This window comes from Aeromicrobium halocynthiae, assembly GCF_039531385.1.
Classification (GTDB): domain Bacteria; phylum Actinomycetota; class Actinomycetes; order Propionibacteriales; family Nocardioidaceae; genus Aeromicrobium; species Aeromicrobium halocynthiae.
Window position 1 is genome coordinate 663,935 of the sequence record NZ_BAAAPY010000001.1, and the last position, 26,842, is coordinate 690,776.

At 71.8% G+C, this 26,842-nt stretch carries 28 protein-coding genes; 7 read left to right on the forward strand and 21 right to left on the reverse strand.

The window, feature by feature from the left end:
* Positions 1 to 17: 17 nt before the first annotated feature.
* The 7 genes from ABD213_RS03315 to ABD213_RS03345 are packed head-to-tail and all read right to left on the reverse strand — an operon-like array spanning position 18 to position 4,444.
* Entirely contained in the window at positions 18 to 422 is a 405-nt protein-coding gene (locus tag ABD213_RS03315) for a Tad domain-containing protein (RefSeq protein ID WP_344324245.1), read from the reverse strand.
* Positions 419 to 850 carry a TadE/TadG family type IV pilus assembly protein gene (locus tag ABD213_RS03320; RefSeq protein WP_344324249.1) on the reverse strand — a complete coding sequence of 144 codons (432 nt, stop codon included), beginning with the start codon at positions 848 to 850 and terminating at the stop codon, positions 419 to 421. The genes ABD213_RS03315 and ABD213_RS03320 overlap by 4 nt, the downstream gene beginning before the upstream one ends.
* Positions 847 to 1,227 (reverse strand): TadE family protein, encoded by a 381-nt coding sequence (locus ABD213_RS03325; protein ID WP_344324252.1) that lies wholly within the window; start codon positions 1,225 to 1,227, stop codon positions 847 to 849. The genes ABD213_RS03320 and ABD213_RS03325 overlap by 4 nt, the downstream gene beginning before the upstream one ends.
* On the reverse strand, positions 1,227 to 1,394 hold the full coding sequence (locus tag ABD213_RS03330) for a hypothetical protein (RefSeq protein WP_344324255.1): 168 nt from the start codon (positions 1,392 to 1,394) through the stop codon (positions 1,227 to 1,229). Before ABD213_RS03330 ends, ABD213_RS03325 begins: the two co-directional genes overlap by 1 nt.
* 25 nt (positions 1,395 to 1,419) lie before the next feature.
* The gene (locus ABD213_RS03335; protein WP_344324258.1) at positions 1,420 to 2,322 is read right to left on the reverse strand and encodes a type II secretion system F family protein; all 903 of its coding nucleotides are present in this window, start codon (positions 2,320 to 2,322) and stop codon (positions 1,420 to 1,422) included.
* On the reverse strand, positions 2,319 to 3,170 hold the full coding sequence (locus tag ABD213_RS03340; RefSeq protein WP_344324260.1) for a type II secretion system F family protein: 852 nt from the start codon (positions 3,168 to 3,170) through the stop codon (positions 2,319 to 2,321). Before ABD213_RS03340 ends, ABD213_RS03335 begins: the two co-directional genes overlap by 4 nt.
* Complete coding sequence (locus tag ABD213_RS03345; protein ID WP_344324262.1) at positions 3,167 to 4,444, reverse strand: TadA family conjugal transfer-associated ATPase; 1,278 nt, start codon at positions 4,442 to 4,444, stop codon at positions 3,167 to 3,169. The genes ABD213_RS03340 and ABD213_RS03345 overlap by 4 nt, the downstream gene beginning before the upstream one ends.
* 164 nt (positions 4,445 to 4,608) lie before the next feature.
* Here ABD213_RS03345 and ABD213_RS03350 point away from each other — a divergent pair, with 164 nt between their 5' ends.
* The 4 genes from ABD213_RS03350 (at position 4,609) to ABD213_RS03365 (ending at position 9,020) form a co-directional block, all read left to right on the forward strand.
* Positions 4,609 to 5,820 carry an HNH endonuclease signature motif containing protein gene (locus ABD213_RS03350; protein WP_344324265.1) on the forward strand — a complete coding sequence of 404 codons (1,212 nt, stop codon included), beginning with the start codon at positions 4,609 to 4,611 and terminating at the stop codon, positions 5,818 to 5,820.
* A gap of 53 nt (positions 5,821 to 5,873) precedes the next feature.
* Positions 5,874 to 7,625 carry a TPM domain-containing protein gene (locus ABD213_RS03355; protein ID WP_344324268.1) on the forward strand — a complete coding sequence of 584 codons (1,752 nt, stop codon included), beginning with the start codon at positions 5,874 to 5,876 and terminating at the stop codon, positions 7,623 to 7,625.
* A gap of 23 nt (positions 7,626 to 7,648) precedes the next feature.
* Positions 7,649 to 8,440 (forward strand): PspA/IM30 family protein, encoded by a 792-nt coding sequence (locus tag ABD213_RS03360; RefSeq protein WP_344324271.1) that lies wholly within the window; start codon positions 7,649 to 7,651, stop codon positions 8,438 to 8,440.
* A gap of 91 nt (positions 8,441 to 8,531) precedes the next feature.
* Positions 8,532 to 9,020, forward strand: coding sequence for a DUF2505 domain-containing protein (locus ABD213_RS03365; protein ID WP_344324274.1), 489 nt, complete (start codon positions 8,532 to 8,534; stop codon positions 9,018 to 9,020).
* Between the two features lie 20 nt (positions 9,021 to 9,040).
* On the opposite strand, the gene ABD213_RS03370 is transcribed toward ABD213_RS03365, so the two are convergent.
* The 4 genes from ABD213_RS03370 to ABD213_RS03385 are packed head-to-tail and all read right to left on the reverse strand — an operon-like array spanning position 9,041 to position 12,684.
* Positions 9,041 to 9,337, reverse strand: coding sequence for a hypothetical protein (locus ABD213_RS03370; protein ID WP_344324277.1), 297 nt, complete (start codon positions 9,335 to 9,337; stop codon positions 9,041 to 9,043).
* Positions 9,338 to 9,377: 40 nt separating this feature from the next.
* Positions 9,378 to 10,790, reverse strand: a complete 1,413-nt coding sequence (locus tag ABD213_RS03375; protein ID WP_344324280.1) for a WS/DGAT/MGAT family O-acyltransferase — start codon at positions 10,788 to 10,790, stop codon at positions 9,378 to 9,380.
* Between the two features lie 47 nt (positions 10,791 to 10,837).
* Positions 10,838 to 12,037: a CpaE/TadZ family protein gene (locus ABD213_RS03380; RefSeq protein WP_344324283.1), complete on the reverse strand. Its 1,200-nt coding sequence runs from the start codon at positions 12,035 to 12,037 to the stop codon at positions 10,838 to 10,840.
* Positions 12,034 to 12,684 (reverse strand): hypothetical protein, encoded by a 651-nt coding sequence (locus ABD213_RS03385; RefSeq protein ID WP_344324286.1) that lies wholly within the window; start codon positions 12,682 to 12,684, stop codon positions 12,034 to 12,036. Before ABD213_RS03385 ends, ABD213_RS03380 begins: the two co-directional genes overlap by 4 nt.
* 109 nt (positions 12,685 to 12,793) lie before the next feature.
* Between ABD213_RS03385 and ABD213_RS03390 the strand changes: the two genes are divergently transcribed.
* A complete protein-coding gene (locus tag ABD213_RS03390) occupies positions 12,794 to 13,036 on the forward strand; it encodes a helix-turn-helix domain-containing protein (RefSeq protein ID WP_344324289.1) in 243 nt (80 codons plus the stop codon).
* On the opposite strand, the gene ABD213_RS03395 is transcribed toward ABD213_RS03390, so the two are convergent.
* Positions 13,026 to 13,535 carry a hypothetical protein gene (locus tag ABD213_RS03395; RefSeq protein WP_344324292.1) on the reverse strand — a complete coding sequence of 170 codons (510 nt, stop codon included), beginning with the start codon at positions 13,533 to 13,535 and terminating at the stop codon, positions 13,026 to 13,028. The two genes, ABD213_RS03390 and ABD213_RS03395, sit on opposite strands and share 11 nt — an antisense overlap.
* A 138-nt stretch (positions 13,536 to 13,673) precedes the next feature.
* On the opposite strand from ABD213_RS03395, the gene ABD213_RS03400 reads away from it, so the two are divergent.
* The gene (locus ABD213_RS03400; protein WP_344324295.1) at positions 13,674 to 14,543 is read left to right on the forward strand and encodes a LysM peptidoglycan-binding domain-containing protein; all 870 of its coding nucleotides are present in this window, start codon (positions 13,674 to 13,676) and stop codon (positions 14,541 to 14,543) included.
* A 152-nt stretch (positions 14,544 to 14,695) separates the two neighbouring features.
* Positions 14,696 to 15,028, forward strand: a complete 333-nt coding sequence (locus tag ABD213_RS03405) for an Rv3235 family protein (RefSeq protein WP_344324298.1) — start codon at positions 14,696 to 14,698, stop codon at positions 15,026 to 15,028.
* Between the two features lie 30 nt (positions 15,029 to 15,058).
* On the opposite strand, the gene secA is transcribed toward ABD213_RS03405, so the two are convergent.
* From secA to ahcY, 9 genes are all read right to left on the reverse strand, one after another.
* Positions 15,059 to 17,779: a preprotein translocase subunit SecA gene (gene secA, locus ABD213_RS03410; protein WP_425546011.1), complete on the reverse strand. Its 2,721-nt coding sequence runs from the start codon at positions 17,777 to 17,779 to the stop codon at positions 15,059 to 15,061.
* Between the two features lie 68 nt (positions 17,780 to 17,847).
* A complete protein-coding gene (locus ABD213_RS03415; RefSeq protein WP_344324301.1) occupies positions 17,848 to 19,077 on the reverse strand; it encodes a winged helix-turn-helix domain-containing protein in 1,230 nt (409 codons plus the stop codon).
* A 64-nt stretch (positions 19,078 to 19,141) separates the two neighbouring features.
* Positions 19,142 to 19,804, reverse strand: a complete 663-nt coding sequence (locus tag ABD213_RS03420; protein ID WP_344324304.1) for a response regulator — start codon at positions 19,802 to 19,804, stop codon at positions 19,142 to 19,144.
* Between the two features lie 87 nt (positions 19,805 to 19,891).
* Positions 19,892 to 20,509 (reverse strand): ribosome hibernation-promoting factor, HPF/YfiA family, encoded by a 618-nt coding sequence (hpf, locus tag ABD213_RS03425; RefSeq protein ID WP_344324307.1) that lies wholly within the window; start codon positions 20,507 to 20,509, stop codon positions 19,892 to 19,894.
* 121 nt (positions 20,510 to 20,630) lie between these two features.
* Positions 20,631 to 21,293, reverse strand: coding sequence for a ComF family protein (locus ABD213_RS03430; protein WP_344324310.1), 663 nt, complete (start codon positions 21,291 to 21,293; stop codon positions 20,631 to 20,633).
* Positions 21,294 to 21,357: 64 nt separating this feature from the next.
* On the reverse strand, positions 21,358 to 23,043 hold the full coding sequence (locus tag ABD213_RS03435) for an LpqB family beta-propeller domain-containing protein (protein WP_344324313.1): 1,686 nt from the start codon (positions 23,041 to 23,043) through the stop codon (positions 21,358 to 21,360).
* Positions 23,040 to 24,584: an MtrAB system histidine kinase MtrB gene (gene mtrB / locus ABD213_RS03440; protein WP_344324316.1), complete on the reverse strand. Its 1,545-nt coding sequence runs from the start codon at positions 24,582 to 24,584 to the stop codon at positions 23,040 to 23,042. The genes ABD213_RS03435 and mtrB overlap by 4 nt, the downstream gene beginning before the upstream one ends.
* A gap of 7 nt (positions 24,585 to 24,591) precedes the next feature.
* The gene (gene mtrA / locus ABD213_RS03445; RefSeq protein ID WP_344324319.1) at positions 24,592 to 25,287 is read right to left on the reverse strand and encodes an MtrAB system response regulator MtrA; all 696 of its coding nucleotides are present in this window, start codon (positions 25,285 to 25,287) and stop codon (positions 24,592 to 24,594) included.
* A gap of 79 nt (positions 25,288 to 25,366) precedes the next feature.
* The gene (gene ahcY / locus ABD213_RS03450) at positions 25,367 to 26,827 is read right to left on the reverse strand and encodes an adenosylhomocysteinase (RefSeq protein ID WP_344324322.1); all 1,461 of its coding nucleotides are present in this window, start codon (positions 26,825 to 26,827) and stop codon (positions 25,367 to 25,369) included.
* Between the last annotated feature and the right edge of the window lie 15 nt (positions 26,828 to 26,842).

The following is a 26,842-nucleotide window of genomic DNA, read 5'->3' on the forward strand; positions in this document are numbered from 1 at the left end:
ATCGGGCCGTGAGGGAGCTAGGGCAGCTGTCGCAGCTGTGAGGTCGCCTCGGCCGTGACGCGTGTCGAGTCGAACCAACCCGGGGGAACCAGCAGCAGGCGCAGGTCACGCTCGAGCGCCACGCGGACCGTGTCGTCGTCGACGACGACGTCCACCACCTGCACGGAGCGACCTGCGAGGTAGCGACCGACGAGCTCGCGCGCTCGCGACGGCTCGAGCCGGACGTCGGCCCCGGCGTAGAAGCCCGCCTCGTCGAGGCCGTCGGCCGCGGTCAGCGCGGCTCCGTCGGCGAGGTTGTTCAGCTCCTGCTTCGCGAGGAAGGCCGCCGACGCATTGACCACGAGGACCGTCATCAAGCCGATCACGACGAGGAAGCCGACGGTCGTGACGGAGACGTTCCCCTGTTCCCCGCGGGCCCTCATCGTCCCTCCTGGAAGGTGCCGAACGGCTCACGGTGGGCCCCGTCGACCGCGATCCCCCCGAGCTGGTCCCCCAGGACCGATGGTGTGAGCGGCAGGGGCTGCACGGTTCGCACCGTCACCTCGACCGACGAGCCCGGCTGCAGGCAGGAGTCGGCCGCCGGCAGGCAGCGCAGCGTCATCCGCGCGTCGACACCCTGGTCGTCCAGGGCGACCCGCGCGGCCTGGCGAGCCCGCCGCTCCCCCGTGGCCACGTCCGGTGCGAGGAGGTAGGCGCGGGTGGCGGACTTGCTCGCGGTGGAGACGGCGTACGCAGCGCGCTGTGTCTCGAAGACCGCGAGGAGGACGTACACGAAGGGCACGAGGAGGATCAGCGTCACCCAGACGAACTCGACCGACGCCGACCCGCGCTGGCCCCTGCGACGCGTCACGGCTCGACCTCCTTCACCGCGTGCCCACGCACGTCGAGCGGGACCGCGGGACCGAACAGCCCGAGCGCCGGCACCTCGGCACGGATCCGGACCCGCACGGCCGGCGCCCCGGCGACGGTCGTCTCGGACACGGTGATGTCGTCGGCGTACCTGTCGGCGAGCGTGGTGCGCACGAGGTCGACCGCCCGGGCCCTGGCGTCCTGCGGCGAGGCCCCGAGCGGTGCTCCCGCACGGGCTGCGTCGGAGGCCGCGGCGGTGAGGGTGTTGCGCACGTGCAGCACCAGGCCGAGCTGGACGATCCCGAGCACCAGCGGGATCAGGATCATCATCACCAGGACGTAGTCGACGACCGCTGAGCCGCGTTCGCGTCGGATCATCAGCCGCCGACGGCCGACAGGGCGCTCTCCAGCATCGACCGTAGCTGTGGTCCGGCCACGGCGGTCAGGATGGCGACGAGACCCGCGGACATGACGGTGATCATGACCCAGCCAGGGACGTCGCCCCGTTCGTCGCGTTCGGGTAGTCCTCGGATCGCTGCGTTCATCGGTCGGTCCTCTCGTGCTGGTCGGTCAGGTGGACATCGTCAGGCCGATGTATCCGGGGAAGAAGGCGAAGACGACGGTGACGGGAAGGACGAGGAAGACGACCGGGAGCATCATGGTGATCTCCTTGCGGCCGCCGGCCTCGATGAGCTGTCGGCGAGTGGTCTCGCGGACGTCGGCAGCCTGGGCCGCAAGGACGTCGACCAGCGGTGTTCCCCTTTCGACGGCGACGGCGAGTCCCTCGCTGAAGCGGGCGATGCTCGGCACGCCGGTGCGGGCGGCCAGGCGCAGGAAGGCATCGGCGACGGGGGTGCCGGTTCGGACCTCTCCGAGAACGCGGCCGAGGTCGTCGGAGAGGCTTCCGCGGCTGACCCGCAGCACCCGCTCCAGTCCGGCGACCGGACTCTCGCCGGCTGCGACCGCGAGGGCCAGGAGGTCGGCGACCACCGGGAACTCCTCGGCGGCGCGCTGCTCGTGACGGTGGACCTTCGAGGTCAGGTGCTGGTCACAGGCGAGGGCCCCGACGACGAAGCCGAGCCCGCAGAGGACCAGCAGGGCGGGCACGTTCACTGCCATGCCGGACCAGGCGAGGATGCTGAGTGCTGCGCACAGGCTGAATCCGGTGAATCCCCAGACCGACTGACGCACCCGGAACTCCTCGACCGAGTCCTCGCTCCCGAGTCGGTCCAACCGCCGACGGACGCTCTCCGCACCTCCGGACAGCTCTCCGACGACCCTGGCCGTGCGGGTCCGCACGACCAGCCATGCCGCCGACACCCCGCTGGTGGGGTCGGCGGCCGGTGAGGCGACCACGTCGCGCACGTACGGCGCGACGCGGGACGCCAGGCTCGGCGCCTTGAGGCGCCTCACCCCTGCGAGCAGCAGGACGACGCCGAGCCCGAAGGCGCCCCCGAGGGCCGCGCCCGTCACGCCAGGACCCGTCGTTCGGTGGGCAGCCGGCCGAGCCACATCATCGTCCGGTAGGCCACGAGGCACACGCCGGCGCCGACGCCCAGCACGACCGCCCCGGTCCCGCTGGAGTAGCGCGCGACGACGTCGCGCTGCAGGCTCATCGCGAGGAGCACCACCCAGGGTGCGGCCACCGCGAGTCGCGCCGCGTTGACGGTCCAGGACTGCCGCGCCTCGAGCTCGGCGCGCGTGCGCTGGTCCGCTCGGAGGAAGGCCGACAGCGAGCGCAGCATCCGGCCCAGATCTCCCCCACCGACCTCACGGGCGAGCCGCAACGCCTCGACGACGCGGTCTCCTGTCGGGTCGGCGAGCCGGTCCTTCAGACGCTGCAGCGACTCCTCGAAGCGACCGGAGGCCTGGTAGTCGCGCTCGAACGCACGGAACTGCTCGCGCAGGCCCTCGGGACCTCGCTCGCCGAGCTGGACGAGCGCCTCGGGCACGGACAGCCCTGCGCGGACGGCCGAGGCCAAGTTGTCGACGGCGTCCGGCCACAGCTCGGCGTGCTCGCGCAGACGCCGACGGGCCCGTCCTCGCAGGATCGCCACCGGCAGGGTCGCGGCCATGAGCCCGAAGGCCAGGGCGATCGTCGCTACGCCCGAGAGAACGAGCATCGCCAAGAAGGCAGCGGCGAAGGACCCGAGACAGCCGGCGAGCACGCTCCAGCCGGGCGCGTGGGGCAGGCCCGCCGCCACGAGGAGGTCACGACCCGGGACCCGCGACTCGCCGCGCCGACCCACCGGTGGGAGGAACCACCACGACAGCACGAGCAGGAGTCCGGAGGCCAGCATCAGGCCGACGACGACGTTCATCGTCGGCCGCCGTCGTCCGCGCCGGTGCGGGTGAGCCCGAGCACCTGGTCGAGGTCGACGCCGGCCAGCTCGAACGCCTCTCGCCGGGTGGGCACGCCGTGGCCTCGGACCATCACGCCGTCACGGCGCACGAAGACCGGGTCGGCCTCGACGTTGCCGTTCTCGACCCTGCCCGTGACGGCGAGGATCTCGCGCACCCGCCGTCGACCCTCGGCGTCGAGGCCGGTGTGGACGACGACGTCGACGGACGTCGCGACCGTGGGCACGACGAAGGCGGAGCCGATGTTCTCCCCCGCCAGCAGCGGCAGCGTGCAGAGCTTGACCAGCGCCTGGCGTCCGGAGCTGGCGTGGAGGCTGGCCATGCCGGGCAGTCCTGCGTTGAGGGCGAGGAGCATGTCGAGCGACTCCGCGGCGCGGACCTCGCCGACGACGATGCGGCTCGGGCGCATGCGCAGCGCCTCCTTCACGAGGGCTCGCAGGTCGATCGCACCGGTCCCCTCCAGGCCCGCCTGTCGGGTCTGCATCGCGACCCAGTCGGGGTGGCCGCACTGCAGCTCGAAGACCTCCTCGACGGTGATGAGCCGCTGGCTAGCAGGGATGGCCGCGGCGAGGCAGTTCAGCAGGGTCGTCTTGCCGGCCTGGGTGCCGCCGGAGACGACGATGTTCAAGCCCGCCCTCACGCACGCGTTCAGGAAGCATGCTGCCGGCTCGTCGATGGTGCCGAGCCCGACGAGGTCGTCGAGGGAGTGGGCACGGGCGACGAACTTGCGGATGTTGACCGCCGCGAAGTCCCGACTGATCCCCTCCAGCACGACGTGCAGACGGTGACCACCGGGGAGCATCGCGTCGACGAACGGCTGGGAGACGTCGAGCCGGCGACCTGACGTCGACAGCATGCGGTCGATGAGCTCGCGCACCTGTGCGGCGGTCAGCATCACCGACGTGAGCTCCGGCCGGCCCTCGCGGGCGACGAAGACCCGGTCCGGCTGGTTGATCCAGATCTCCTCGACCGTCGGGTCGTCGAGGAACGGCTGCAACGGGCCGAACCCGGCCACGTCGGCCACGATCTGGCCCACCACCCGCTCGGGCTCCTCCAGGGACCGCACCGCGCCGGTGAGCGAACGTCGCTCGTGCTCGGCCACCACGTCGACGGCGGCCTGGCGCACCGCGCCGGCATCGCGCTGCGGGTCGATCCGCCGGTCCCGCACCATCTGGCGCACCCGTTCGGACAGGTCGGGACCTGCTGGTGACGACGTCGATGAGTCCACGTCCATGCCTTCCCCCGAAAGCTCAACGAATGCCCGGCATCATGCCGCAGAACCCGCCCTGCCGGAACCCCCACCGACCGAACTGTGGACAGACGTCCGACGGTCCGTCCGAACGAAAGAGCCAGGCCCAACCCCTGGTATTCGATCACACGTTCTGTTATGATCATCACATGAGCGCTTCATCCCTCGCCGACCACCTCGAGGAGGTGGCGGCCATGCTGCGCTCGTTCCCGCCCGGCACCGACGCGCTGCGCGTGCTGCAGTCCGCATTCAACGCCATCGCCGCCGCGCAGGTCGAGCTCGTCGCCGAGGTGGCCGAGCGCGGAGACCACGAGGCCGAGGGCTGCTCCAGCATCAAGAACTGGCTGCGTGACCAGCTACGCCTCGACAGCGCCGCCGCCCACCGCCTCGTCGACGCCGGACGCACCCTGCGGCGCCTGCCCCGCGTGGCCGACGCAGCCGACACCGGCGCCCTCTCCCCCGAGCACCTGCGCTCCTTCTCCTACGCCCTGCGCCACCTCGACCCCGGCATCGTCGAGGACGCCCAGGACTGGATGATCGACCTCGCCCGCCACGCCCCGCCCAAGACCCTGCGCGACGCCACCGTCCGTCTGCGCGAAGCTGCCTACCCCGACGAGCTCGACGAAGCCTGGATCCGCGGCATGGACCGCCACGACATCCGCCTGAGCCCCGTCGCCGACGGCTGGCACCTCACCGGGTTCCTGCCCGCCGACACCGGCGCCGCGTTCCGCGCCATCCTCGGCTCCCTCTCCGCCCCCACCTGCGCCGACGACGACCGCCCCGCCGCCGAACGACGCATCACCGCCCTCGACACCCTGCTCGCCGGCATCCTCGAGAACGGGCTCCCCACCGACAAGGGCGTCCGCCCCCACATCGACCTCACCGTCGACCTCGCCCAGCTCGCCACCGACGCCGACACCACCACCGGCCGACTCGCCGGCTTCGGCAGCATCGGCCCCGCCCAGCTCCAACAGATCCTCTGCGGCGGCGACCTCACCCCCATCCTCACCGCCGGCAAGCACGCCACCCTCGACGTCGGCCGGCGCGCCCGCCTCGCCACACCCCACCAACGCCGCGCCGTCGGCCAGCAGCAGGACCGCACCTGCGCCGGACCCGGCTGCCACGCACCCGTCGTCCACGTCCACCACATCCGCCACTGGTCCGACGGCGGGCCGACCGACCTCAGCAACCTCATCGGCCTGTGCCCCGCCTGCCACCGCCTCGTCCACGCCGGGCGCCTGCGCATCGACCCCCGCACCCGCCGCATCGAGGCCACCGTCCGCCGACGGTCCCCCGGCAGGCTCCCGGACCTGGGCGCCGTCCGAGCCCGAGCACCGGCACGCGCGGCCCGGTCCGGCTGAGTCCAGCCGCGCGGTGAGTTGTCTCCTCACCACCCATCGGCCAAGATCGACACGTGTTCCGCCTCCCCCACAGCGCCGTCACGACGCTCCTCGCGGGCGCCCTCCTCCTGCTGACCCCCGCCGTCGCCACCGGCGAACCACCCCTCGACGTCGCCGGCACCATCACCGACGAGGCCGGCGTCCTCGACGACGACCAACGCGCCGAGGTCGACGCCGCCCTCGACGCCCACTTCGAGGTCACCCGCAGCCAGATCTTCGTCGTCTACGTCGAGACCTTCGACGGCCTCAGCGGGGCGGAGTGGGCCGCGCAGACCGCCCAGACCTCCGGCCTCGGCGTCGCCGACATCCTGCTCGTCGTCGCCACCCAGCAGCGCGCCTACGGCTTCGACGTCCCCGAGGACATCAGCGACGCCGACCTCGAACGCGTCGAGCGGGAGTTCGTCCTGCCCGCCCTGCGCAACGACGACTGGGACGGAGCCGCCATCGCCGCGGCCGACGGCTTCACCACCGTCCAGGAGGGCGTCGACATCCCCTGGACGCCCATCGCCCTCGGCGGCCTCGCCGTCCTCGGTGCCGGCGCCTACGGCGTCTACCGCACCCGCCGACGCTACGACCACACCCACCGCGTCCTCGACGAGCACGGCAACCCCGTCGACCCGGCCGCGATCCTCACCGACGAGGAGCTCGAGCAGGCCGCCTCCGCCGCCCTGCTCGCCGCCGACGACGCCCTGCGCACCGCCGAGCAGGAGGTCGGCTTCGCCGAGGCGCAGTTCGGGGCCGAGTCCACCACCGCCCTGCGCGGCGCGCTGACCACGAACCGCGAACGCGCCCGCGAGGCCTTCACCCTGCACCAGCGACTCGACGACGCCGAGCCCGAGACGGACGCCGAACGGCGACGCCTGTGCTCCCAGATCATCGCCATCGCCGAGCAGATCGAGGCCGACCTCGACCAGCACACCGACGACATCGACCGCCTCCGCACCATCGAGGCCGACCTCGAGACCGCACTGTCGTCCGTCGACGACCGCCTCGACGACGTCCGTGGCCGCCTCGAGCCCGGGCGATCGGCCCTCGCGCAGCTGCGGGCCAACCACCCCCGCGCGGAGATCTCCGCCGTCCAGGACAACCCCGCCGAGGCCCAGGAGCTGCTCGACGCCGCCGCCGCCGCCCTCACCGACGCACGCACCGCCCGTCCGGGCGACCAGCGCGCGGCCGCCCTGCACGTCCGCACCGCCGAGGCAGCCGTCGAGCAGGCCGCCGCCAAGCTGCGAGCCGTCGACGACCTCGCCACCGGGCTCGCGACCCTCGACGACGAGGCAGCTCGCCTCACGGCCCGGCTCGCCGCCGTCCAGACGTTCGTCGAGACGCACCGCGGTGCCGTCGGCACAGCCGCGCGCACTCGCCTGTCCGAGGCCGAGAGGCTCCTGCAGAGCCCCGCGGGCGTCGTCGTGGAGGGCACGGCGGCCCTCGAGCGGTCGGCGGAGCTCGTCGAGGAGGCCCAGCAGATCGCCGAGGCCGACGTGGCCCGGTTCCGCGCCGACGCCGCACGGACCGCAGACCAGGCCGCGGCGCCCGTCGGTGCACGGCCCGGCGCCCTCGACGCCCTCCTGCTCGGCGGCCTCACCGGACCCCGTCGCACGACGCGCGGGCGGTCCGTCAGCCGGTCGTGGACGTCCTCGACGTCGACCTCCTCGTCGCGACGGACCCGATCGACCTTCGGCAGCAGGGGCGGCCGCAGCCGCTCGACGACACGACGCCGCAGCTCGGGTGGTTCCGCCCGACGCTCCCGCGGCGGTAGGTTCTGACCACCACCAAAGGAAAGCTCACCATGGCACAGAAGCAGTCCATCTTCGGTCGCATCTCCCAGCTGACGCGCGCCAACGTCAACGCCCTGATCGACCGCGCCGAGGATCCCGAGAAGATGCTCGACCAGCTCGTCCGCGACTACACCCAGAGCATCCGCGAGGCCGAGGACGCGGTGGCCCAGACGATCGGCAACCTGCGCCTCGCCGAGGCCGACCATGCCGACGACGTCGCCTCGGCGAAGGAGTGGGGGGCCAAGGCCATCGCCGCCTCGCAGAAGGCCGACGCGATGCGGTCCTCGGGACAGACCACCGAGGCCGATCGCTTCGACCAGCTAGCGAAGGTCGCCATCGGCAAGCAGATCACGTACGAGAACGACGCCAAGTCCGCCGCACCCGCCATCGCGAGCCAGGGCGAGCAGGTCGAGAAGCTCAAGTCCGGCCTCGTGCAGATGCGTTCCAAGCTCGACGAGCTGCACGCCAAGCGCGACCAGCTCGTCGCGCGCCAGAAGACGGTGCAGGCCCAGGCCAAGGTGCAGGACGCCGCACGGTCCATCAACGTCCTCGACCCCACGAGCGAGCTCTCCCGCTTCGAGGAGAAGGTCCGCCGCGAGGAGGCGCGCGTCGCAGGCCACGCCGAGCTCGCGAACAACAGCATCGACGCCCAGTTCGAGGAGCTCGAGGCCGACACCGCCCAGCTCGAGATCGAAGCGCGCCTCGCCGAGCTCAAGGGCCAGCTCGGCTCCGGCGGCTCGCAGTCGGCCATCGACCCGGGCCAGCAGCAGAACGAGCAGCAGACCGACGAGAACCCCGCCTGAGCCTGCCCCGACCCCGCACGCCCCGGGCGACGACCCGCCGTCCGCACCCCATCGGGTACCCACCAGGGGCCCCACCAGAGAAGGACATCCGATGAAGTTCAACGACTCCCACTCCTACGGTGACGCCGACGTCGAGGCGGTCTACTCCCTCATCACGAGCGAGGACTTCCGCGTCGAGGCGGCCGAGGACGTCGGCGCGACCGACCTCGACGTGAACGTGCAGGAGTCCGGTGGCGGACACACGGTCACGATCGTGCGCACCCAGCCGGCCGACATGCCCGACTTCGTCAAGAAGCTCACCGGCGACACCGTCAAGGTCAAGCAGACCGAGAAGTGGGGTCCGGCCGAGTCCGACGGGACCCGCAAGGCCGACGTGAAGGTCAGCATCATCGGCCAGCCCGCCGAGATGGTCGGCAAGGCCGTCCTCACCTCCGCCGGGGGCGGCGGCACGAAGTTCACGGTCGACGGCGACGTGAAGGTCAGCATCCCGTTCATCGGCAAGAAGGTCGAGCCGGAGGTCGCCAAGGCGATCAAGGCATCGCTCAAGCACGAGGTCGAGCTCGGCACCTCGCGCCTCTGACCCAGCGGCAGTACGAGGGCTCAGCCCTCGGCGTCGAGGACCTCCAGGACCTGGTCGAGCTCCTGCGTCGCGTACCAGGCGAGCTGCCCGCTGCCGTCGGCGTCGACGTGGAACGCCTCGACCGCGTCGAGGTCGACGTCGGCGCCGTCGGCGACCTCCGCCACGACGACCACCGGGCCGTCCTCGGCCGCCGCGAGCAGGGCGTCGTGCTCGTCCTGCTCGTCCTCGCTGGCGGCGCGCACCGGCGAGCCCGCGAGGGTCCCGCCCTCGCGCAGCCTCAGCAGCGCGGAGGCGTCCACGCCTGTCCAGACCCTCATGCCAGCTCCTTCACGTGGTCGGTCGCCCGGTGTGCTGTCGTCATGCGCGGGTCGAGCGCGACGGGCGCGAGCGACCCCGCGGAGCTCGTCCCCGGCGCTTGCCGACGGTCTCGACCAGCTCCTCGAGGGCCTCGTCGATGCATTGGGCGAGGACGTCGACGTCGCTCACCGCGTCACGGTCGGCGACGATCCCGTAGAACACCCGGCCGCGGTACGACGTGACCCCCACCGACAGGGCACGGTGGTGCGACAGCGGCAGGCACGGGTAGACCTCGGCGACCTGCTGGCCCGCCATGAAGACCGGGTCCTGCGGGCCGGGGACGTTCGTGATCAGCAGCTGGTAGCCGCGGCCGCTCTCCGCCGCCGCGACCCTCGCCCCGACGGCGTGGAAGGTCGAGGTGGCGAAGCCGGGGAGGGAGGCCAGCTGGTTGGCGGCGACCGCCGAGCCCGTCTCACGGTGGTCCTTGAGGGCGTAGGAGACCTGGTGCAGCCGGACGACCGGGTTGGTCTCGCCGACCGGCAGCGACAACAGGTGCCCGCGGACCTTCGACCCGAGCGACGTCGGGAGTCCGTCGTCGGCGACCACCGACATCGGCACCATCGCGCGGAAGCTCGTCTTCGCGGTGACCGGTTCGGCCCGGGTGAGCATCCACCCGCGCAGCCCTCCGGCGATCACCGCGAGGATGACGTCGTTGACGGTGCCGCCGTGCTCCTCGCGGATCTTGCGGTAGCTGTCCAGGTCGGTCGCGAGGGAGGTGAAGCGGCGGTGCCGCGTCGCCGGCGCCGTCAGCACCCCCCGGTAGGCCGGAGCGGACGAGCGCGGCACGGGCACCTTGCGGGCCACGCGCGCGAGGTTGTACTCCGTGATGCGCAGCGCCTCGCCAGGGTGCCGGACGTTGCGGTCGAGCGTGGAGCGGACGAGACCCGCCGCCCGTGGAGCCGGCCGCGGTGACCACTCCTCGTGGGGGATCTCGCGCACCCGTGCGGTCTCCTCCAGGAGGACCTGGGCGAGGTCGATCGTCTCCGAGCCGTCCACCAGCGCCTGGTGGGCCTTGAACAGCAGCGCGACGTGACCGTCCTCGAGCCCCTCGATCAGGTACAGCTCCCACAGCGGGCGGTCGAGGTCCAGGCGTCGCGCGACGAGCCGACCGACGAGCTCGTGCAGGGCGTCGCGGGTCCCGGGGCGAGGCAGGGCGGATCGTCTGACGTGGCGGCCGATGTCGAAGTCCTCGTCGTCGACCCAGACGGGGGTGCCGAGGGCCCCGGGGACCTTGCGCGGCACCTGGCGGTAGCGCGGCACGATGTCGAGACGCTCGCTGATCACCTCGACGAGGCGGTCGTGGTCCAGCGAGCCGGTGCCGCCCTCCACGATGGCCAGAGACGCGATCTGACGCGGCGTCGTCGGCGTGTCCCGGTTGAGGAACATGGCGTCCAGCGGGCTCAGGCGTTGCATCGATCTCCTAGCGGCTCGACGCCCGAATCTACCACTCGGGCCCGGACTCAGGCCCGTGTGGACGATGTCACGGCCGGGCGGGCGATGCGGTCGGCCAGCTCCCGGACCGCGGCCCCGAACGGTGATGACGCACCGTCACTCGTCGGCGGACGACCGGCCATCACGGCCGCATCGACCGTCGCGGGATCCTCCGGCACGAGGACCGCCGGTTCCACCCCGGCGAGCCGGCGGACCGTGCTCACGAGCTCGCGTGGGCTCCAGCCGAGACCGGAGCGCACCCGGTTGAGCACCACGACCGGCTCGGCGTGCGTGACCTCGCGGACGTCGTGCAGGCCGCGCACGAGTCGGGCGAGCCCGACCGGGTCGGCCCGCCCGACGACCACGACGACGTCGGCACCCCGCAGCAGGCGCAGGGTGACCTCGTCCCGCTGCGGCGGCGGCCCCGCGGCGTCGAGCCCGAACCCGCAGTCGGCGACGACCTGGGAGTAGGCGCGTCGGACCTGCTCGAGCACGCGCTCGACGGCTGCGGGCCGCAGGGAGGCCCCCATCTGGGCGTTCACGACCCCGCTCAGGAGGTCCAGCCGCTCGCCGACGGCGACGGTGTGGTCGGTGATGGCGGCGCCGTCGCCGCGGTTGGCCGAGCGGGCCGCGGCCAGCAGTCCTGACACGTCGTCGAGCAGCGCCACCTGCTGGGCCTGCGACCCGCCGTAGACGTCGGCGTCAACGAGCAGGGTCGACTCCCGCGTCGACAGCAGCGACGCGAGGGACAGGGCCAGGGTGGAACGCCCCGGCGCGCCGTGAGGCCCCCACACCGCGACGAGTCGACCGGCAACTGCAGGACCGTCCGGCTGGTCGGGACGCACGATCGACCCGGCCGGTGACGGCCCGACGGACGACGGCCCAGCAGACGACGCCACGGCGGACGTCCGCGCCTCGGCGACCGTCGTGGCCACGGACCCCGGCTCGACGGCCACCTCGATGCCGAGAGCGGTCAGGCGCGGCCGCTCCCCCACGCCGAGGACGAGGACCCCGCGGCCGCGCAGCAGCTCGACCGCGTCGAGGTTCAACCCCGTCATGGTCGCGTCCACGACCGCGACGTCCACCCCGACGCCCGCCACGGCGAGCAGCTCGGCCACGTCCATGCAGCGGCGCGCGAGTCGCAACGACTCGGCTGCCTCGACCTCGCGCACGACCACGGACTCCCACGGCGCACCTGCGGCGACGACCGCCACGGCGGCGACGCTCACGACCGCCTCACGAGGGTGACGTGCCCGGTGCTGAGCGACGCGACCACCTCGCCGTCGAGGTCCACCTCGCCCAGCTCGACCACGACGGTCCGAGCCGAGGCACCGTCCACGCCCGTGCCCTCGCTGACCACTCGCACGGACTCGAGGACGAGCCGTGCCGGGTCGGCGGTCGTCTCACCGGGCGCGGGACCGATCCAGACGTCGACGAGGTCGCCACCCGCCAGGTCGGTGGGTGCCGCCCCGGAAGCGACGGACAGCGGCAGCTGCGTCGTGTCCACGTCCGTCGAGCGATCCAGGTGCTGAGCGGACAGGAGCGTCCCCGCCGGCAGGTCCTGGGACCACCGCAGCTCTCCCACCGGCGCCGGCAGCTCCTCGTCGGTGCGCAGGACCCCGTCGGAGACCCGCCCCTCGAGCGATGCACGCGTCGGCGTCAGCTGCTCGGTGCTCACCGACGAGCCGGCGGTCACGTCGTCGGCCACTGCCCAGTAGGTGACCCGGTCGTCGGCCGCAGCCACGGTGCGGGCGCCCAGCACGGCGGCGCCGAGCACCAGGACGATGCCCAGGAGGAGCCGAGGATCCGTCCACGTCCGGTGCTGGAGTCGATTGGTCGTCCGTCCTCGTCCACGAGGCCCCCGCCACGTCTTCATGCTGACCGTTTCTACCGACTCCGTCGCCTCCCGTCCAGGCCTCGGCCCGTTCTCCACAGGGCGCGTCGGGTGGTCGCCCGTCCCGACCCGACGTGGGAAACTGGGTGACGTGCCCCCCGCCGAACCGCGCTTCCTGACGTTGGCCGACGTCGCCGACGTCCTCAACGTCACCGTCCGTCAGGTGCGCTCGCTCCTGCACGCCGGCGAGCTGCGCGGCATCCAGATCGGGGGTCGCGGCGTGTGGAGGGTCGAGAACAGCGAGCTGGAGCGCTACATCGAGCGCCAGTACGCGAAGACCGAGCAGGCCCTCGCCGACTCCGGTCTCGACACCGTCGACGACCTCAACGCCTGATCGACAGCACGCCGATCGCCCCGTAGGGCACGAGGACGGTCGCGTCGGACGTCGACGCCGACCTCAGGCGGACGAAGTCGCGTCCGACGACGTCGACGACGCCGTCGTGGGTCCCACCGTCGAGGCGGGCGATGCGTACGTCGTCCGCGTCCTCTCGTGCGTTGCGGCAGACGTGCGCCCACCCGAGACGCTGGGTGAGCGTCCCTTGGGGCCTCGGTTCCCCATGGGTGGCGACCATCGCCGAGATCGCCGCCACGGCGACGACGTGGTCGAGTGCGGGGGTGCGCAGGTGCACGAGCGTCGCGTTGTGCGCGACCACGTCGCCGGAGATCCTGCCGACACCGACGACGTCGAGGGTGACGGTCTCCCCCAGCAGGTCACGCCAGGCGAGCGACCCCCAGTGCTCGTCCCGCAGGTCGGCGGCGAGGGCGTCCCGCTCCGCCAGAGCCTCGTCCTCGGCCTGGCCCTCGAGGTCGGCGAAGAGCCGCTCCCACCGCATGGGCCCACCCTAGTGGTGCTGTCGGCGCCGTCGCGCGAGAGGACGCGGGCGCTCGTCGTGAGGACGAGGTGTTGACGCACAGCGTCGATGGTCGTTTCATGTCACTCAACGTCATCAAACGTCATGATCGGGGACCACATGCTCACCACGACCGGCCGCGTCGGCCTCGCCCTCTCCGTCACTGCGACAGCCGTCGCCGGACCACGGGTACCGCAGACCCTCTCGTCACTGGGTGCAGCCGACCCGGCGACCGTCCTCGGCGCCGTCCTCGAGCTGGGTCTGCTCGGGGTGTCCGTCTGGTTCCTCGTGGCCGTGGCACTGACGGCCGCTCCTGGCGCCCTCGGGCGGTGCGGCCGGGCTCTCGTCCCCGCAGCAGTCAGGACGACGGTCTTCGTCGGCGTCGTCGGCGCTGGCTTCGGCGGCGTCGCCCACGCCGAGTCGACCGACTGGCCGGTCGAGGGCCTGCGCCTGCCCGAGCGAGCCCTCGTCGGACCGTCCCCCGTCCCCGAGACAGTGCCCGAAACAGTCCCCGAGACAGTGCCGGAGACAGTGCCGGAGCGGGTGCCGAGGACCGGGCACGACCCGCTCCCTGAGGAGGGGCCCGAGCCAGTACCGCAGGGCGTTGCCGTGGCGCCGTCACCGTCGGTCGACCCACCGGGGTGGTCCCTGCCGACCGAGCCGGCGGAACGGGTCGCACCCCCGGCGCCGGGCGAACCCGGCATCGCGCGACACCACACCGGCGGGACGGGCGCATCGAGCGATGGCTCCGGCCCCACCGGCACGGGCAGGGCGTCGAACGGGCCGACCACCCGGCACGTCGTCGCCCCCGGTGACACCCTCTGGGCCCTCGCGGCGAGCACCCTGGGCCCCTCGGCCTCACCCCAGGACGTCCACTGTCAGGTCGAGGCACTCCACCGGTCCAACCGTGACGTCATCGGCGCCGACCCCGACCTCATCCGGCCGGGTCAGCGGCTCGCCCTCCCGACGACGGACGGAGCCGGACGATGAGGTCAGCGGTCACCCTCGCCCCCCGCCATCACAGCTGGATCGACCCGGCAGGTCAGATCAGCCCCGGACAGGCACCCTTGCCCTTTCCCGGCGCACCTGCGGTCCTTCCCGTGCCGGTGGATCGATCCGCGCCGGGACTCAGCCGCCGCGCGATGCAGCAACCGGTCGCACGGTTCATGCAGGCACTCACCGAGGTCCTCACCGGCGAGCGTCCCGTGCGCCAGATGACGGCCTGGATGACCCCCGACGTGCACGACGACCTCGCCTCGCGGCTCGTGGCGGTGACCCGCGCGGCCCCGCGGGCCCGACGCTCGGGGGCCCGGCTCGTCTCGGCGCACGTCGCGATGATCGACGACGGCACGATGGAGGTGGCCGGACGCATGGTGCACCGCGGCCGTTCGCGCGCCATCGCCGTGCGCCTGGAGCTGCTCACCAACCACCGCGGCGCGACCCACTGGATCTGCACGGCGCTCGAGTGGGCCTGACGACCAGGCGATCCGGCCCCGGGCGCCGGCTCAGCGGTTGCGCTTGCGCGACTTCCGCTGGGCCTTCGCCTTCTGCCGAGCCTTGTTCTTGGCGTTGTTCTGGCGCTGCTTCTCGTTGTCGTCGGGATCGTCCTCGACGGCACGCACCTCGACGTCGCCGTCCTCGCTCGGCGCGGAGTAGGACAAGGCCTGCTCCTTGCGCTGACCGAGACCCTTGGCCTCGAGCTGCGGCTCGTCGTCGCCGGACCCCTCGGCCTCGGTGACCTGGACGTCGAGGTTGAACAGGAAGCCGACGGACTCCTCGGCGATCCCGTCCATCATGGCGCGGAAGAGGTCGTAGCCCTCGCGCTGGTACTCCACGAGCGGGTCCCGCTGGGAGTAGGCGCGCAGGCCGATGCCCTCGCGGAGGTAGTCCATCTCGTAGAGGTGCTCGCGCCACTTGCGGTCGAGGACGCTCAGCAGGACTCGTCGCTCGAGCTCGCGCATCACCGGGGAGCCGAGGTCGGCCTCGCGGGCGTCGTAGGCGGCCAACGCGTCCTTCTCGAGCTCGGCGCGCAGCACCTGGCGGGTCAGCTTCTCGCGTCCGCCCGCCTCCGTCTCGATGGCGTCGGCGGAGACCGAGATGGGGTACAGCGTGCCGAGGGCGGTCCACAGCTGGGTGAGGTCCCACGTCTGGGGGTAGCCCTCCGTCGCCCCGTCGACGTACGCACCGACGGTGTCGGTGATCATCGAGCGGACCCAGTCCTGGAGGTTCTCACCCTCCAGCACGCGACGGCGCTCGGTGTAGATGACCTCACGCTGACGACTCATGACGTCGTCGTACTTCAGGATGTTCTTGCGGGTGTCGAAGTTCTGCGCCTCCACCTGGCTCTGGGCCGAGGCGATCGCACCGGTGACGCGCTTGTTCTCGATCGGGACGTCGTCGGGGATCTTCATCGTCTGCAGGACCCAGTTGACCCAGTCGGCCTTGAACAGGCGCATGAGGTCGTCCTCGAGGGACAGGTAGAACCGGGTCTCGCCCGGGTCGCCCTGTCGGCCGGAGCGGCCACGGAGCTGGTTGTCGATGCGACGCGACTCGTGCCGCTCGGTACCGATGACGGCGAGCCCGCCGGCCTCGCCGACCGCGACCTTCTCCCGCTCGACCTGGCGCTCCATCTCCTTGACCATGTCGGGCCAGGCGGCCTCGTACTGCTCGGAGTCCTCCAGGGGGTCGAGGCCCTTCTTGCGCAGCGCCTGGTCGGCGAGGAACTCGACGTTGCCGCCGAGCATGATGTCGGTGCCGCGGCCGGCCATGTTCGTGGCGACCGTGACGGCCCCCTTGTGCCCCGCCATCGCGACGATGGAGGCCTCCCGCTCGTGCTGCTTGGCGTTGAGCACCTCGTGCGGGATCCGCCGCTTGCGCAGCTGCTGGGCGAGCCGCTCGGACTTCTCGACGCTCGTGGTGCCGACGAGGACGGGCTGGCCCTTCGCGTGCCGCTCGGCGATGTCGTCGACGACGGCGTTGAACTTGGCGGCCTCGGTGCGGTAGACGAGGTCCGGCTGGTCGATGCGCGCCACCGGACGGTTGGTCGGGATCGGCACGACGCCGAGGCTGTAGATCTTGTCGAACTCGCTCGCCTCGGTCATGGCCGTACCGGTCATGCCACCGAGCTTGTCGTAGAGGCGGAAGTAGTTCTGCAGCGTGATCGTGGCGAGGGTCTGGTACTCCTCGCGGATCCGCACGCCTTCCTTGGCCTCGATCGCCTGGTGCAGGCCCTCGTTGTAGCGGCGCCCGTCGAGGATGCGTCCGGTGTGCTCGTCGACGATGATCACGTTGCCGTCGATGACGACGTAGTCCTTGTCGCGACGGAACAGCTCCTTGGCCTTGATCGCGTTGTTGAGGAAGCTGATCAGCGGGGTGTTGACGGCGTCGTAGAGGTTGTCGATGCCGAGCGCGTCCTCGACCCGGTCGATGCCCTCCTCGGTGACGGAGATGGTGCGCTTCTTCTCATCGACCTCGTAGTGCTCGTCGCGCGTCATCGCACCGACGATGCGCGAGAACTCGCCGTACCACTTGACCTCGTCCTCGGTGGGACCGGAGATGATCAACGGCGTGCGAGCCTCGTCGATGAGGATGGAGTCGACCTCGTCGACGATCGCGAAGTTGTGCCCGCGCTGGACGCAGTTCGCGAGGTCGTCGGTCATGTTGTCGCGCAGGTAGTCGAAGCCGAACTCGTTGTTCGTGCCGTACGTGATGTCGCACTCGTAGGCGTCGCGACGCTCCGCCGGACGCATGCTCGGGAGCACCATGCCGACGCTCAGGCCGAGGTAGGTGTACACCCGACCCATCCACTCCGCGTGGTAGCGGGCGAGGTAGTCGTTGACGGTGACGACGTGCACGCCCTTGCCTGAGAGGGCGTTGAGGTAGCACGGGAGGGTCGCGACGAGGGTCTTGCCCTCACCGGTCTTCATCTCGGCGATGTTGCCCAGGTGCAGCGCTGCCCCACCCATGACCTGGACGTCGAAGTGGCGCTGGCCGAGGACGCGGCTCGCGGCCTCGCGGACCGTCGCGAACGCCTCCGGCATGATGTCGTCGAGGCTCTCCCCGGCGGCGAGACGATCCTTGAACTCCTGGGTCATCCCCTGGAGCTCCTCCTCGCTCATGGCGGAGAACTCCTCCTCCAGGGCGTTGACCTGCTTGGCGATCGCCTGCAGCTGCCGGAGGATCTTCCCCTCGCCGGCGCGGAGGATCTTGTCGATGACCTTGGGCACCTGGAACGCACTCCTTCGGATCGTGGGCCCCTCGGATGACGGGCACTGCGAGTCTAGGACCATCGACCTCAGGAACCGAGGGCAGAGGCGATCGCGGCGCGCAGCGCCCCGGCGAGATCGCCACGATCGTGGACGTCGATCCCGTGCAGGCCGAGCCACCGTGCCATCTCGACCAGCTCGAGCGCGAGCTGCTCCGCGGTGTGCGACGGTGCCGTGGCCTCGCTCCAGGCGCCCCGCACGTGCAGGCGCCCTGCACCCCGGTCGGCCTTGAGGTCCACCCTCGCGACGAGACGCTCACCCATCAGGAACGGCAGGACGTAGTAACCGAACTCTCGCCGGTGCTCCGGGACGTAGATCTCGATCCGGTAGCGGAAGTCGAACAACGCCTCGGTGCGCGCCCGCTCGAACACGAGCGGGTCGAACGGACTGAGCAACGCCCTCGCACCGACCTGGCGAGGGCGGGCGACCTCGGCGTGGAGCCAGGCGGGACGGTCCCAGCCCCGGACCCGCGTCGGCTCGAGCGTCCCGGCCTCCACGAGCTCGGCCACGGCGCGCCGGGTGGGTCCCGGCGCGGTGCGGAAGTAGTCGCGCAGGCAGGGCTCGGTGGCCACGCCGTGGGCCCGTGCGGCGTGCTCGACGAGCACCCGGTGCGCCGTGGAGGAGTCGAGGGCCGGGCGCGCCAGGACGTCGGCCGGCAGGACCCGCTCCGGGAGGTCGTAGAGGCGTTCGAACTGGGCGTTGCGTCGTGCCGACGTCACCTCCCCGACGAAGAACAGGTACTCCAGCGCCTGCTTGGTGAGCGACCAGTTCCAGCCCCAGTGGCTGCGGTCGCGCTCGGCGGTCCCACCCAGGAGGGCGTCGACCTCGCGGGCGGTCAGCGGACCCTCGTCGGCCACGACGCGATGGACCGCCCGCACGTGGGCGGGGTGGTCGCGCGCGACCTCGCGCGGACCGCTCCACAGCTCGCGCCGCTCGAGCATCCGGTGGCGCATGGCCGGCCAGAGGTCGACGTCGACGTACGTGGCGACGTGCGCCCAGTACTCGACCATGACACGCGGCGCGCGGCCGGCGGCGCGGTGGAAGATCTGGACGTCGTACGGGCCCATGCGCGAGAAGAGGGGGACGAGGTGCGCCCGCTGCAGGACGTTGACCGAGTCGATCTGGAAGAAGCCGAGCCGGGTGAGCGTGCGGCGCAGGTGCGCCCGGGTCACCGACGCCGGACGTGCACGGGTGAAGCCTTGGGCACCGAGGGCGATGCGCCGCGCCTCGGCCGGCCCGATGGTCTGCGTCGACGTCATGGTCCGATCGTGCCGGAGGACACCGACACGCCGGAGCTCGGGAGCCGCGGCCGGGCGCGGGCGGTCAGGACTCGTCGAGCAGGTTGGAGCGGACCGCGAACATCGCGGCCTCCATGCGCGACTTCATCTGCAGCTTCTCCAGCATGTTGCGGATGTGGTTCTTGACCGTGTTCTCGCTGATGAAGAGCTCCTCGGCGATCTGCCGGTTGCTCTGGCCGCGGGCGACGAGCCGCAGGACCTGCAGCTCGCGGGCCGTCAGGTTGCCGGCCCCTGGAGCCGGCCCCCTCGACATCTGCACGAACTCCTCGAGCAGCTTGGTGGCCATGCTCGGGCTGATCAACGACTGGCCCGCCGCCACGAGACGCACCGCCTCGGCCACCTGGTCGTAGGTCGACCCGTCCTTGAGCAGGTAGCCCGAGGCCCCGCTCTTGATCGAGTCGTAGAGGTCGCGCTCCTCGTCGCTCGCGGTGAGCATGATGATGCCGGTCGACGGCGAGATGGCCTTGATCGCCGCGCACACCTCCACGCCGCTGCGACCCGGCATCCGCACGTCCAGCAGGACGACGTCGGGAGGCGTCTCCTCGACCGCGGCGATCGCCTGGTCGCCATCGTTGACCTCGATCAGCTCGAGGGACTCGTCGGCGCCGAGCACCATCGAGACACCCCGACGGAACAGCTCTTGGTCGTCGACGAGAAGAACACGGATGTGCGGGCCCTGGATCGTCACCCCGTCATGGTAGTGGCGAGGTGCCCAGGCGCCACCCCTTGCGCACCTCGTCGGCGCGGCGGCACCGCGCCGACGAGGTGGACGGGCTCACTCGGAGACGTCGAGGTGGATGACGCCGTAGTCGTAGCCCTTGCGCAGGTACACGGCGCTGGGACGCATCGAGTCCTTCTCGACGAAGAGGTAGAAGTCGTGACCGACGAGCTCCATCTCGTACAGCGCCTGCTCGAGCGTCATCGGCTCGGCGGCATGGGTCTTCTCCCGCACCACGATGGGGCCGTCCCCCTGGACCTGGATGCCGGCGACGTCGCGCACCAGCGGGTCCTCCTCCTCCGGCACCGGGTTGGCCAGCTCCGGCGGGAGGGCCTCGGCGAGCGATGCCGGACGGTGCTTGCCGCGGCTGATCCGCTTGCGGTCGTTGACGCGGCGCAGGCGTGACTCGAGCTTGTCGACCGCGAGGTCGAGGGCCGAGTGCTGGTCCGTGCTCGCCGCCTCGGCGCGGATGACCGGCCCCTTCGACCTCAACGTCATCTCGACGCGGGCCGTCTGGTCGTGCTGGCGGGGGTTGGCAGCGTGGGTGACCTCCACCTCGACCCTGTGGATCTTCTGTCGCTGGTCGTACTTGTCGATCCGGGCGAGCTTGTCCTCGACGTGAGCTCGGAAGCGATCGGAGATCTCGCTGTTACGACCGTTGACCACGATGTCCATGGGGTCCTCCTGCGTTGGGGTGCGGGCAGTGTCACATGCCTCGACCGTAGTCCGAGGCGTGAGGACTTTCCAGGGGAACCGGGACTTTCGACCGCCGGAGGTCGGGTCGCTCGAGGTCGGTTCAGTCGCGCGAGCAGACCGTGACCGCGCCGAGGACGGGGTGCCCGGCTGCACGGAGGGCGCGCACCGCCTCGGCGAGCGTCGCACCGGTCGTGACGACGTCGTCGAGCACCACCACCGCCCGCCGCGGTCCGGGCGCGGTGCGCGGCGCGGACGCGAGGTAGGCGCCCGACAGGTTCGCGGCACGTTCGCGAGCGCCGAGGTCCGCCTGGTCGCGGGTCTGGCGCCGCATGTGGAGCAGCCCCCGGGTCGCGCAGTCGACGTCGAGGTCGGTCAGCAGCCGCGCGGTCGCCGTCGCCAGCGCCGCGACGACGTCCGCACCCCGGGCACGTCGACTGCGCCGGCTCGTCGGGACCGGGACCAGCGAGATGGCGGGTGCGGCCTCGACCAGCTCGAGAGCCGCCGAGGCCGCCAGGTGTCCGAGGACCGGCGTGAGGCCGCGTCGCCCGTGCTCCTTCCAGGCGATGACGACCTCGCGCAGCGTCCCCGCGTGCGATCCGCCCGAGACGATCGGCACGGGGTCGTCGAGCACGACGCGCGGGGCAGGGACGAGCTCGCGCAGGCACGTCGGGCACACCGTGCGCGACGGCGTCCCGCACCCCGGGCACGTCGCACCGAGCAGCAGGTCGGCGGCGGCCGTGGCGAGCGACGGGGAGGACTGCACCCGACGAGCCTGGCAGCCGGTGCCGGGGGACGGAAGGCGCCGGCGTGCGCCCTGTGGACGGGAGTCAGCCCGGCGGTGCCAGGAAGGAGACCGGTCCCCCGTCGAGCTGGGTCCAGGCACCGCCTGCGGCGCGGGTCCAGACCCGCCCTCGCGCATCGAGCACCCAGGCACGACCGTCGTCGATCCGACTGACGAGGATCCGCGAGTCGACGTCCGGCAGGAGGGCGGCGCCACCGCGGAGGCCGCCCCGCAGGTCGGAGCCGTCGACGTTGACGGAGTGGACCTGCCGCCCGAGCTCGGTCCGGGCGAGGAAGGCCACCCGCGTCGACGAGGTCCACGTCGGCGACCCGAGCGCGGACAGGTCGAGGTCGATGACCTCCGGTGCCGCCAGCGCCACGGTGCGGCGGCCGTCCCCGCGCAGCACGGCCCCCACCACGAGGACCCCGTCGACCAGACCGACGTAGCGGGCACCCTCCGGCGACAGCCGCACCGACCGGAGGTCACCGACGGCACTCGTGTCCGCGTCCACGACCTCACCGGCACGCCACGTGCGCAGACGGGCCTGGCCACCAGGGGCGTCCAGCAGCGCGAGCTCACCGGTGGGACCCCAGGACAGGTCCCTGACCTCCTCGGCGGGCACCGACTCCCCGTCCGCGCCGAGTGCACCGATCAGGACGTCGGTCCCCTCGGACACGACGGAGGCCACCAGGTCGTCGCGGACGACGGCCGCCGTCGCGCCCCCGAGGTCGCTCTCGACGGGTCCGAGCGCGAGGTCGACGACCTCGCGCAGGGCGTCCTCGGCAAGCACCCACGGGCTCCCCGTCGGGCTGTCGGGCTCGTACCGCCCCCAGGCGTCGACCCGCTGCACCGTGTCGCCACCGGGCATCCTCAACGCCGTGGCCCCGAGGAACCGGACGGCCGTGACGCCCTCGATCTGGCGCAGCGTCCAGACGAGCTGGGCGGACGCCCGCTGCTGGTCGACGGGTGACTGCTCCTCCATCCCGCCGGTGAACTCGACCTCGGCCACACCGTCCGGTCCGATCGTGACGGACGGGCGGAGGTCGGCGACGTCGGGCACGAAGGTGCGCAGGGAGGAGTCCGCGTCGGGTCCGCGAGCCAGGCTGGAGACCAGGGCGGTCGGCAGGGTCTCGCCGACCACGAGGTGCACCAGCTCGGGCACGAGCGCCCGGGCCTGCTCGTCGAAGAAGTGGATCGTGAAGGGCCGCAGGTAGTCCTCGGCGAACCGCTCGGTCACCAGGAGGGCGGGCGGGGGGTCGGCGATGCGCCACTCGCCGTCGACGCGGTCGAGACGCAGCTCGGTCCCGACCGTCTGCTCCCGCGTCGTCCTGCGCCCCTGCTCGTCGAGGGTGGCCTCGACGAAGCGCTCCAGACGGACCACGTCCGGCGACCCGGCGACGGCGACCACCGACGGGTCCGCGTAGACCTCCATGGGTCCCGAGGGCCGCCACTGCTCCGCCGCCGCCGGCGTGAGGTACTCCGACGCGACGGCCCGGCTCACCGGGTAGGCCAGCATCGCGTCGAGGTAGCCGCGCACGACCTGCTGGGGCGAGGCGCCCGGAGCCGGTGGCACCGGCTGGTAGCGGGCCGTGCTCCCGGCCAGCTCGTCCTCCACCTCGACGCGCTGCACCGTGCCGTCCTGCGGCAGCCCGGCACACCCGGTGAGCACGATCGCGGCGACGGCCAGGACGAGGCCACGGCAGAGCCCACGGCCGGGCATGCGGCCGGTCATGCGAACCTCAGGGCGACGGCGGGCTCGTCGGCGACCTCGCCCTCCGGTCGCTCGACCCGCCGGGGCAGCGTGAGCACGAACTCCGCACCCTCGCCGGGGCGTCCGTGCGCCCGCAGGGTGCCGCCGTGCAGACCTGCGTCCTCGCGGGCGATCGCCAGGCCGAGTCCGGTCCCACCCTCGGTGCGCGCCGGGTCGGCCCGCCAGAAGCGGTCGAAGACCCGCAGGTTCTCGTCGTCGTCCAACCCGACGCCGAAGTCGCGGACGACCAGAGAGACCCGGTCGGCGCGCTGGCCGACCTCGACCTCGATGACCGGGGAGCCGCTGTACTTGGCCGCGTTCTGCACGAGGTTGCGGACGATCCGCTCCACCCGGCGGACGTCGGCCTCGACCTTGACCGGGCGGGCCGCCCCCATCACCTGGACGCGCACCCCCAGGCGGCCGGCGACCGGGTCCGAGCGGGTACGACGGGCAATGTCGGCGAGGTCGACCTCGGAGAGCTCGAGCTGGGCGGCACCGGCGTCGAAGCGGCTCAGGTCCAGCAGGTCCGACAGCAGTCGCTCGAAGCGACCGAGCTCGGTGCGCAGCAGCTCGGCCGCACGGGCGGTCTTCGGGTCGAAGGTCTCGCGCGCGTCGAACAGCATCTGCGCTCCCATCTGGACCGTCGTCAGGGGCGTGCGCAGCTCGTGGGAGACGTCGGAGACGAAGCGCTGCTGCAGCCGCGACAGGTCCTGCAGCCTGCGGATCTGGCTCTGCAGGCTCGCCGCCATCTGGTTGAACGAGGTGCTGAGGCGCGCGATGTCGTCCTCGCCCTCCACGTGCATCCGCTGCTCGAGGTTGCCGGCGGCGTAGCGCTCCGCGACACGACGGGCGAGCCGGACGGGGCCGACGACCTGGCGTGAGACGAGCAGCACGACGCCGCCCACGAGCAGCACCATGACCAGTCCCCCGACCAGGAGCGCCCTGCGGACGAGGTCGACGGTCGTCTGCTGCTCGACGAGCGGGAACAGGTAGTACATCGCGTAGGTGTCCCCGGTGCTGGGCGAGGTCAGCTGGCGACCGACCACGACGGTCGGGACGTCGTTGCCGGCCCCGAGCACGGACAGCTCGGCGTAGCGCCAGAAGAGCCCGGGCTCCGAGCGCACCGACTGCTGCAGGTCGGCCGGGACCGCGTCGGCGTCCAGGGCGGTCGAGGAGCGGCGCGGTGCGGTGCGGTCCTCCGCACCGAACGGACCGTCCAGGACGAGCTCGTAGGCCCGCGCCGACGGGTCGGTCTGCGTCAGGGTGTCGACGATCTGCGCGAGGGAGATGCTCTGGGCGGTCGGGACCGACTCCACCTCGGCGTCGAGCTGGGCCTGCGCGGCGTCGAGCCCGGAGCGCGCCTCGGCGACCACCACCTCCTGGCGGCGCTCGGCGAGCCCCGCGGCGACGCTCGTGAGCAGGGCCGACCCGGTCAGTCCGATCACGAACGAGCTGAGCAGGACGGTGCTGAGCACCACCCGCACCTGCAGCGAGCGGCGCCACAGCCCGAGCAGCCTGCTCACGGGGGGCTCACGCGGGGGCGATCGCCTGGTAGCCGACGCCGCGCACGGTGCGGATCACCTTCGGCGCGTCGGCGTCGTCCTCGATCTTGGACCGCAGTCGCGTCATGTGGACGTTGACCAGCTTCGTGTCCCCCGGGTGGTGGTAGCCCCAGACGCGCTCGAGCAGCGTCTCCCGGCTGAACACCTGGTCGGGGCTGGCGAGCAGACAGGCCAGGAGATCGAACTCCAGCGGTGTCAGCTCCAGGGGCTGGCCGGCCCGGGTGACGGTGTGCGCGCCGGGATCGAGCACGATGTCGCCGAAGGTGAGCGGCTCGGCGAGCGCGTCGGAGCGTCGCAGCCGCGCCCTGACGCGCGCGACGAGCTCGGAGTTCTTGAACGGCTTGGTGACGTAGTCGTCGGCACCGGCCTCCAGCCCCTTGACGATGTCCGCCGTCTCCGACTTCGCGGTGAGCATGATGATCGGCACGGCCGACGTCTCGCGGATCCGCCGGCACACCGACATGCCGTCGACGCCCGGCAGCATGAGGTCCAGCAGCACCACGTCCGGCCGGAAGGTCGAGAAGGCCGTCATGACGGCGTCGCCGGAGCGGCAGACCGACGTCGTCAGGCCCTCACCCTCGAGCACGAGAGCGAGCATCTCCGCGAGAGCGGCGTCGTCGTCGACGACGAGCACCCGGTCGCGCTTGCTGCGCCGGTAGCTCATGCGGCCACGCCCCGTTCGCCGGGGGACGTGGCCGCACGAGCGACGTGCCGGTGGACCTCACGCACGGGCGTGGTCGCCGTCAGTACCGGTAGTGCTCGGACTTGTACGGTCCGGCGACGTCGACGCCGAGGTAGGCGGCCTGCTCCTTGGTGAGCTCGGTGAGCTCGACGCCGAGGGCGTCGAGGTGCAGGCGCGCGACCTCCTCGTCGAGGTGCTTGGGGAGCACGTGCACGCCGATCTCGTACTGGTCGGCCTTCGTGAACAGCTCGATCTGCGCCAGCACCTGGTTGGTGAAGGAGTTCGACATCACGAACGAGGGGTGACCGGTGGCGTTGCCGAGGTTCATGAGGCGACCCTCGGACAGGACGATGACCTTCTTGCCCTGCTGCTCGCCGTCCTCCGCGGGGAAGATCCACTGGTGGACCTGCGGCTTGATCTCGTCCTTGACGATGCCGGGGATCTTGGCGAGGCCGGCCATGTTGATCTCGTTGTCGAAGTGGCCGATGTTCGCGACGATGGCCTGGTTCTTCATCTTCATGAAGTGCTCGACGGTGATGATGTCGAAGTTGCCGGTCGTGGTGATGAAGATGTCGGCGGTCTCGACGACGGACTCGAGGCGGCGGACCTCGTAGCCGTCCATGGCGGCCTGGAGGGCGCAGATCGGATCGATCTCGGTGACGATCACGCGCGCGCCCTGGCCGCGCAGCGACTCGGCCGAACCCTTGCCGACGTCGCCGTAGCCGCACACGACCGCGACCTTCCCGCCGATCATGACGTCGGTGGCTCGGTTCAGCCCGTCGATCAAGGAGTGACGGCAGCCGTACTTGTTGTCGAACTTGCTCTTGGTGACGGAGTCGTTGACGTTGATCGCCGGGAACAGCAGCGTTCCCTCGCGGAAGCGCTCGTACAGGCGAAGCACACCGGTCGTGGTCTCCTCGGAGACGCCGCGGATGTCCTCGGCCAGGCGCGTCCACCGCTGGGGGTCGTTGTCGAGGGAGCGCGCCAGGACCCGCAGGACCTCCTTGTACTCCTCGTTGTCGGTCGAGTCCTGCGGCGGCACGACGCCGGCCTTCTCGAACTCCACGCCCTTGTGCAGGAGCAGGGTGATGTCACCGCCGTCGTCGAGCAGGACGTTGGGGCCGATGGCCCGGCCGTCGGCGTCGGTGAAGTCGAAGACCTTCTCGGCCTCGTCCCAGTACTCGGCGAGCGTCTCGCCCTTCCAGGCGAAGACCGGAACGCCCTGCGGGTCGTCGGGGGTGCCGTCGGGGCCGACGACGACGGCGGCGGCGGCGTGGTCCTGGGTGGAGAAGATGTTGCACGTGGCCCAGCGGATGTCCGCGCCGAGAGCCGCGAGGGTCTCGATCAGCACGGCGGTCTGGATCGTCATGTGCAGGGAGCCGGCGATCCGTGCACCGGCGAGCGGCTGGCTGTCACCGAAGCGCTCGCGCATGGCGATGAGTCCGGGCATCTCGTGCTCGGCGAGGGCGATCTCCTTGCGGCCGTACTCGGCCAGGGAGAGGTCAGCGACGTTGTAATCCATGGCGACCATGATACC